Origin of the sequence: Microcoleus sp. B13-B6, from assembly GCF_036705405.1 — a bacterium.
Taxonomy (GTDB): domain Bacteria; phylum Cyanobacteriota; class Cyanobacteriia; order Cyanobacteriales; family Microcoleaceae; genus Microcoleus.
Genome location: NZ_JAUBUJ010000082.1, coordinates 31,422 through 39,582, shown reverse-complemented (window position 1 = coordinate 39,582; position 8,161 = coordinate 31,422). Strand labels below are relative to the sequence as shown.

The 8,161-nt window shown below is 49.0% G+C and carries 5 protein-coding genes; 2 read left to right on the top strand and 3 right to left on the bottom strand.

The window, feature by feature from the left end:
* Window positions 1-247: 247 nt before the first annotated feature.
* Complete coding sequence (locus tag QUB35_RS28325) at window positions 248-1,792, top strand: WD40 domain-containing protein (protein ID WP_333144969.1); 1,545 nt, start codon at window positions 248-250, stop codon at window positions 1,790-1,792.
* Between the two features lie 69 nt (window positions 1,793-1,861).
* Here the strand turns inward: QUB35_RS28325 and QUB35_RS28320 are convergent, their stop codons facing one another.
* Window positions 1,862-2,746 (bottom strand): 4-hydroxybenzoate solanesyltransferase, encoded by an 885-nt coding sequence (locus tag QUB35_RS28320; RefSeq protein ID WP_333144968.1) that lies wholly within the window; start codon window positions 2,744-2,746, stop codon window positions 1,862-1,864.
* A gap of 210 nt (window positions 2,747-2,956) precedes the next feature.
* Between QUB35_RS28320 and QUB35_RS28315 the strand changes: the two genes are divergently transcribed.
* A complete protein-coding gene (locus tag QUB35_RS28315) occupies window positions 2,957-4,573 on the top strand; it encodes a Ppx/GppA phosphatase family protein (protein ID WP_333144967.1) in 1,617 nt (538 codons plus the stop codon).
* On the opposite strand, the gene QUB35_RS28310 is transcribed toward QUB35_RS28315, so the two are convergent.
* Both QUB35_RS28310 and QUB35_RS28305 read right to left on the bottom strand, forming a co-directional pair.
* Window positions 4,570-4,848, bottom strand: coding sequence for a hypothetical protein (locus QUB35_RS28310; protein ID WP_333144966.1), 279 nt, complete (start codon window positions 4,846-4,848; stop codon window positions 4,570-4,572). The genes QUB35_RS28315 and QUB35_RS28310 overlap by 4 nt on opposite strands.
* Before the next feature lie 30 nt (window positions 4,849-4,878).
* Window positions 4,879-8,161: Ig-like domain-containing protein (locus QUB35_RS28305; protein WP_333144965.1), on the bottom strand; the 3,283-nt coding region annotated here is incomplete at its 5' end.

The window sequence follows — 8,161 nt, the reverse complement described above, 5'->3', positions numbered from 1 at the left end:
GGCTCTTTCTGCCCATTCTTGTGACTACTTTCCTATGCCTGACCTCATTCCCGAATTTCAGACCTGAATCCTTACATTCATTCAAACCAAAGATGAGTTTCTGAAAAAAATTCCTTGGCAGGAATGGGATTTATTTGCGGATACATACACCAATTCTGAAATTGTCCTCAGCCCCCCGGAAAATACAGAAATTCCCAGAATTGTTACAGCGTCAAGAGGAAAGTCTAACATAAAAATATTATCAATTTTGGGTTGTAGCCAAGGAATTGATGTTCAAGTCGATCAGAAGTTTCTCAAAAGTTTACCTAAGACAGAACCACTTTTTCTTCCCGAACCTCGACGGAAACAATTAAGCGATAGCCTTTGGGAGCAAAACTGGGATATCTTATTTTTTGCTGGTCACAGTTGGAGTGATAGTAACAGTGGCAATCTTGCTATCAATTCCGATGAAACACTCACCCTGCTAGATTTGAAGCACGGTTTGCGCTGCGCTATAAAAAACGGCTTGCAGTTGGCTATTTTTAATTCCTGTGATGGTTTGAAGTTAGCAGAAAATTTAGCTGATTTGCACATTCCGCTAGTTATTGTGATGCGGGAACCTGTACCCGATCGGATTGCTCAAGAGTTTTTGAAATATTTTCTGACGGCGTACTCAAGTGGAGAAACTTTATATTTAGCAGCACGAAAAGCACGGGAACGTTTGGATACAGAAGGTCTAGACAAGGAATTTCCGGGGGCGACTTGGTTGCCCATAATTTGCCAAAATCCCGCTGTAGAACCTCCGAATTGGCAATGTTTTTTCAGTAAAACAGAAGCAAAATTCCAAGATGGATTTCAGGAAGTTAAAAAAACTTGGAAAACCGAACATACTCTCACAGATCATTCAGACATTATTAAATCAGTCGCTATTCACCCAGACGGTCAAATTTTCGCTAGTTGCAGTCTAGATCAAACGATTAAAGTATGGAACCTGACAACAGGAGAACTCCTGGAAAATCTCACGGAACATTCTGGCGGCGTGACTTGCGTTACTTTCAGCAGCGACGGAAAAACTCTTGCCAGTAGCAGCGCCAATCCCGACGGTACTATTAAATTGTGGGATACTCAAAGCTGGCAACTAAAACGCACTCTCAAAGGCGATGATTGGGTGGTTCTTTCTGTATGGTCAATCGCCCTAACTCCTAATGGCAAAACTTTAGTCAGCGGACACCACGCTGACAGTACCGTAAAAGTTTGGAACCTGGAAACCGGGGAATTGCGACACACTCTCAGAGGTCATGTTTGGGCAGTTCACGACGTTGCGATCGCTCCCGACGGCAATATAATGGCTAGTGGAAGTTTCGATAGCAATATCAAGCTTTGGAATCTTAACACAGGCAGAGAAATCCGCAATTTAAACGGCCCTGGTGACGGCCCTATTGGTTGGCCTCGTTCTTTCTTTAGCGACAACATTGTTTATAGTGTCACCTTCAGTCACGATGGACAAACTCTCGCCAGTGGCGGTGTCAAGCAACCGATTAAACTGTGGCGTTTAAGCAGTGGAGAACTCAAAAGCAACTTGACAGGACATACGGATGATGTTCACGCTGTTGCCTTTAGTCCTGATGGGAAATATCTCGCCAGCGGTAGTGCCGATCGCACTATTAGAATTTGGGATTTATTTACCGGAGAAGCGATTCACACTCTAGGACATTCAGACACTGTTTATTGCCTTGCCTTGAGTCCTGACGGAGAAACTCTCATCAGTGGTAGCCGAGACAGAACTATTAAGATTTGGCGTTTTTCCACCTGACAATAATTACTAATATTACTTTTTGAACAGGCAAGATGCCTGTTCCACAATAATTATTGGAGATATCTATTAAAAAATCTCCCCAACAATCATCCCCGCCAATATGACAAACCCCACCCAAACATTTTGGCGAAAGATTTGACCGTAAACAAGCTTAGGAATATCCGCATTCCGCAGTTGACTGTACTGCAAAAACCACAAAATCGCCGCCGCAATAATTGCCAACCAAAAACCAATGTGCAAGTGTAAATTAATCCCCATCGCCGCTAACAAACCGACAGTACCAACAAAGAAAAAACCCACAGCATTAGCGGCATTATCCCCGAAAAATATCGCGCTGGAATTCACCCCCAAACGCAAATCGTCTTCCCGATCGCTCATCGCATAAACTGTATCAAATCCCATCGTCCAAAACACGACTGCACCCCACAGCAGCCAAGTCGCTAATTCTAATTCGTCAACGGCGGCGCTCCAACTAATTAAAACGGCAAAACCCCAAGCAATTGATAACACTAATTGCGGCACTGGAAAGAATCTTTTTGCCAGCGGATAGCAGATAATTACTGGTACGGCGGCCACGCACAGCCAGAAACTTAAAGGATTGAGATAAAAAGCGAGAATTGCCGCACAAGCAAAGGAAATTAATGCAACTCCTATTCCAGTTTGCACCGTGAGGGCGCGGGATGCTAGCGGGCGCGATCGCGTTCTTTCTACTTCGGGATCGATATCGCGATCCCATAAGTCGTTGATGACGCATCCAGCCGCACTCGTGGCTAGGGTTCCCAACACAATCACGCCCACCAATGCTGCGGGTGGCCTCCCGTCTGCTGCTAAAAAGACGGCCCAGAGGGCTGGAATCATTAAAATGAGCCTTCCTGCTGGTTTGTCCCATCTCAAAAGCCTCACGACGGTTAGCAATGTGGATTCGGGTTGGCGATCGGGCTCTTTCAGCATTTCAATTCTAGATTTGATATTTTTAACTCTAGATTTTATCAAATTTTAGGCACAATCACTTACTATCTCTGCTGGCGAGCATACTTCTATCGGAATTTAAAACAGGTGAAAGTCTTGCCCAGTCAGCAGTTCCCGATTTTTGCTAATTTAATAGAATGCCTAACTGGATTCGTGAAATAATCATAAATATCTGTCAACCCCGATACTCCAATGGTTAATTCACTTGCTTCTGCGGAGTCAAATCGCATTATTGCTGCTATTGATATGGGTACTAACTCATTTCACATGGTGGTGGCGCGGATCGATCCGAAATTGCCCGCGTTTACGATTATTGCTAGAGAAAAAGATACGGTTCGGTTGGGCGATTGTGAGGTTAAGACAGGCTGCTTGAAGCCCGAGGTTATGGAAAGGGCGATCGCCACTCTGCGCCGTTTTCAAGATATTGCTAAAACTTTCAATGCTGAACAAATTATCGCTGTTGCTACGAGTGCGGTTCGGGAAGCTCCTAACGGGCGGGATTTTCTCAAACAAGTTGCTGCAGAATTAGACCTAGATGTGAGTTTAATTTCTGGTCAAGAAGAAGCGCGGAGAATTTATCTCGGTGTTCTTTCGGGTATGGAATTTAACAATCAGTCGCAGGTAATTATTGATATTGGGGGGGGTTCTACGGAGTTGATTTTAGGAGACAGTTCTGAGCCTCGCTGTCTCACCAGTACAAAAATTGGTGCTGTTCGCTTAACAGGACAATTTGTCAAAACTGACCCGATTAGCAGGGAGGAGTTTGCTTATTTGCAAGCTTATATTCGGATTTCGCTGGAAAGACCGATCGACGAATTGCGCTCTCACTTCAATGCGGGCGAACCTTTGCGCTTGATTGGCACTGCTGGAACCATCGAAACTCTGGCTGCCATTAACGCTCGCGAAAAGTTGGGAACAGTGCCGAATCCCCTAGCCGGATATCAGTTAAGTTTAAAAGATTTACGCGATTTAGTCAATCGCTTTCGCAAACTTTCTTATGCCGAAAGGTTGGCAATACCGGGAATGTCAGACAAGCGGGCGGAAATTATTCTAGCAGGATCTATGATTTTGCAGGAAGCGATGACACTATTAGGAATTGAATCCCTGACTGTGTGCGATCGCTCTCTGAGAGAAGGCGTAATTGTTGACTGGATGCTGGCACACGGTTTAATTGAGAACCGCTTGCGCTATCAAGGTTCAATCCGCCAGCGCAGCATTCTGCACATGGCTGAGAAATATCAAGTCAATTTAGAACAAAGCGAAAGAACCGCAGCATTTGCGCTCAATTTCTTCGACCAAACTCAAGGAATTCTACACTATTGGGGAACCGAAGAACGCGAGTTGCTGTGGGCTGCCGCGATTCTGCACAACTGCGGTTTGTACGTCAGTCATTCAGCGCACCACAAGCATTCTTACTATTTAATTCGCAACGGTGAGTTATTAGGATACACTGAAACAGAGATTGAAGTAATTGCGAACTTAGCTCGCTATCACCGGAAAAATCCTCCGAAAAAAAAGCACGATAATTTTGTAATTCTTCCGAAAAAATACCGGGAACTCGTCAGTAAATTGCATCCTTTTCTGCGGTTGGCTGTGGCTTTGGACAGGCGGCAGATTGGCGCAATTTCTGATTTTAAATGCGAACACCGCCCGGAAGTTCGAGAGTTTCATTTGCGGCTGCAACCGCTCAATCCCGAAGACAATTGCGCTCTGGAACTCTGGAGTTTGGATTACAAAAAACCGTGTTTTGAAGATGAGTACAATCTAAAATTAGTGGCAACTTTGGAACCGACTTTGGTTCCGGTTTAAATACAAAGCCGAGCCCGGAAACGAGAAACTGGTGCAATACCAGAGAGAATCTTCGTGGTGAAGAACGCTCTCAAACGCTTGAAATCTCGAAACCTGCGATCGTTAAATCTTTTTCTGTTAACAGACGATCGGCAATAAACTAGGTTGATTGCCGATCGCCCGTCGGTAGGATCGGGTAAAGCCGATCGCACCAATACAGTGTTTGAGGGCAGCGCGCAGCTACAAACTACGAGATTGCAAGCATTTGAAGGACTTCGCTCGACCAGGCTCGGCACTCACGCCAGACAGGGCGGATTATGTAGTGCTTACCCGAAGATGGTAAAATCATTCACACCTATCGCACTAGCTTGCACTCCATTTAAAGCAGCCAACAATTGACCATTCTGACCAATCCTGATGAAAGCTGCATTAGCGTTTTGGGTAATACTAAGTTGACCAAAAGTTAGACCACCCGCTAACACGAGCAAATCTTCACCTTTTGTGAAATCAGTAATTATATCGCTGCCTTCACCTGCTGTTAAAACAAAGCGATCGCGCCCAATGCCGCCGCTGAGAATATCATTGCCCAAACCGCCAATCAGACAATCGTCGCCTTTACCGCCATAGAGAGTATCGTTACCATCCTCGCCGCATAGCTTGTCACTACCGCCGTTGCCCAACATCAAATCATTGCCAGCACCACCGCACAGGGAATCAGGCTCGCCGTTAAAGTCGATCGCACTGTCTCCGAAAATAGTATCGTCCCCATCGTCGCCACAAATGCTATCACTGCCGCGATCGCCCAACAGCAGATCGTTGCCAGTACCCCCCACCACAACGTCATTGCCCTTGCCGCCGTAAACAGTATCGTTGCCCTCTTCGCCGCTTAGAGTATCCGCAGCATCTCCCCCGTTCAAGAAGTCGTTGCCAGCACCGCCAAAGAGCAAATCGCGTCCAGTCGAGTCAAGGCTAGACGGGTCAAAACTGCCTCCAAACAAGCTGTCGTTACCCTGAGCCCCAACCAGAGTGTCATTGCCCTTCTCGCCCCCAATCAAGTCATCGTCTTTGCCGCCGATGGCCACATCATCGCCCTTACCCCCGAAAATGCCATCGTCGCTGCCGGCGCCGTTGAGGTAATCATTGCCATTGCCGCCAAACAGCAAGTCTTTGTCTGCATTCGGGCCAAGGGGGATATTGGTGGGCAGTGCCCCGTAAATATTGTCGTTGCCTTTTTCGCCCAGCAGAACGTCGTCGCCGTTGAAACCGCTGATAACGTCGTTGAGATTGCTGCCGATGAGGAAGTCGTTGCCGTCAGTGCCATTGAAAGTGCGATCGACAGAATTCGGGCCCGGAATCGAACCGATCGCGGGTAGGGTAATCTGTTCGCAAATGCAATCGGTATCGCCCCCTTGAACGCTGTCAGAGTCAACAGGAATTCCGGTGGGAGTTGGAGTTCCCGTGGGAGTTGGAGTTCCGGTTGGAGTTGGAGTTCCCGTGGGAGTCGGAGTTTCCGTGGGAGTTGGAGTTTCCGTGGGAGTTGGAGTTCCGGTTGGAGTCGGAGTTTCCGTGGGAGTTGGAGTTTCCGTGGGAGTTGGAGTTCCGGTTGGAGTCGGAGTTCCGGTTGGAGTTGGAGTTTCCGTGGGAGTTGGAGTTCCCGTGGGAGTCGGAGTTCCGGTTGGAGTTGGAGTTCCGGTTGGAGTTGGAGTTTCCGTGGGAGTCGGAGTCGGAGTTCCCGTGGGAGTTGGAGTTTCCGTGGGAGTTGGGGTTGGAGTCGGAGTTCCGGTTGGAGTCGGAGTTCCGGTTGGAGTCGGAGTTGGAGTCGGAGTTCCGGTTGGAGTCGGAGTTCCGGTTGGAGTCGGAGTTGGAGTTCCGGTTGGAGTCGGAGTTCCGGTTGGAGTCGGAGTTCCCGTGGGGGTTGGAGTTCCGGTTGGAGTCGGAGTTCCCGTGGGGGTTGGAGTTCCGGTTGGAGTGGGAGTTTCCGTGGGAGTCGGAGTTCCCGTGGGGGTTGGAGTTCCGGTTGGAGTGGGAGTTCCCGTTGGAGTCGGAGTGGGAGTTCCGGTTGGAGTCGGAGTTCCGGTTGGAGTGGGAGTTCCCGTGGGAGTCGGAGTTCCGGTTGGAGTCGGAGTGGGAGTTCCCGTGGGAGTCGGAGTTCCGGTTGGAGTCGGAGTTCCGGTTGGAGTCGGAGTTTCCGTGGGAGTCGGAGTTCCGGTTGGAGTCGGAGTTGGAGTTCCCGTGGGAGTTGGAGTTCCGGTTGGAGTCGGAGTTCCGGTTGGAGTCGGAGTTCCGGCTGGAGTCGGAGTTCCCGTGGGAGTCGGAGTTCCGGTTGGGGTTGGAGTTTCCGTGGGAGTCGGAGTTCCCGTGGGAGTTGGAGTTTCCGTGGGAGTTGGAGTTTCCGTGGGAGTTGGAGTTTCCGTGGGAGTGGGAGTTTCCGTGGGAGTGGGAGTTTCCGTGGGAGTGGGAGTTTCCGTGGGAGTCGGAGTTGGAGGGGTATTTACAACAATGCTTCCCGTGACGATCGCAGAATCAGCTTTCCCGTCGTTAGCTTTGTAGGTAAAAGAGTCTGTCCCTTCAAAACCAGGATTCGGAGTATAAGTGAAAGAACCATTAGCGTTGAGGGCGATCGACCCTGTAGCCGGATTTGTCACCAGAATCGCCGTCAGCGGGTCCTTTTCCGGGTCTGTATCGTTGATTAAGACTCCCAAACCAGTCACGTTGAGACTCGTATTAAAAGCAGTAGTATAGCTGTCAGAATTCGCCACAGGCGGGTTATTGTTGACGCTGACAGTCACGGTAGCCGGTTCCGAGCTAACTATTCCGTCGCTGACTGTGTAGGTAAATGTGTCTGTTCCAGAAAAGCCAGCGTTAGGAGTATAAGTGAAAGAACCGTCTTTGTTGAGGGCGATCGACCCTTTCGTCGGATTTGCGGCCACCGCAGCAGTCAGCGTGTCTAAATCTGCGTCGGAGTCGTTGCCTAAAACTCCCGGCACTGTTACGGTGAGGGTTTTTCCCGCACTGACCTTGTAGAGGTCGGGATTGGCTGTTGGCGGACTGTTAGTAACGTTGATATTCACCGTAGCGGGGACAGTGGCGGCCCCGTCGCTAACGCTGTAGGTGAAGGTATCAAGGCCTACAAAGCCAGGGTTAGGAGTGTAATTGAATGTGCCGTCGGCGTTGAAAACGATCTTACCTTTGGTTGGGCCTGTGACTAAAGTTGCACTCAGCGTGTCCGAATCTGCGTCGGTGTCGTTGCTTAAGACTCCGGGCTGCACAGAGACACTAGAGACACTGAGCACTGTGTCGTGCGCCACGCTGTAGCTGTCGGGATTTGCTGTTGGCGGAGTGTTAGTAACGTTGATATTCACCGTAGCGGGGACAGTGGCGGCCCCGTCGCTAACGCTGTAGGTGAAGGTATCAAGGCCTACAAAGCCAGGGTTAGGAGTGTAATTGAATGTGCCGTCTGGATTAAATATGATCGTACCGTTAGTCGGGTCTTTGACTAAAGCGGGGGTCAACTTGTCTTTGTTGGCGTCGCTGTCGTTGTCTAAGACTGATGGAAATCCGTAGAGAGGTGTGTCGTGGGGGACGGTGTAGCTGTCGGGATTTGCTGTT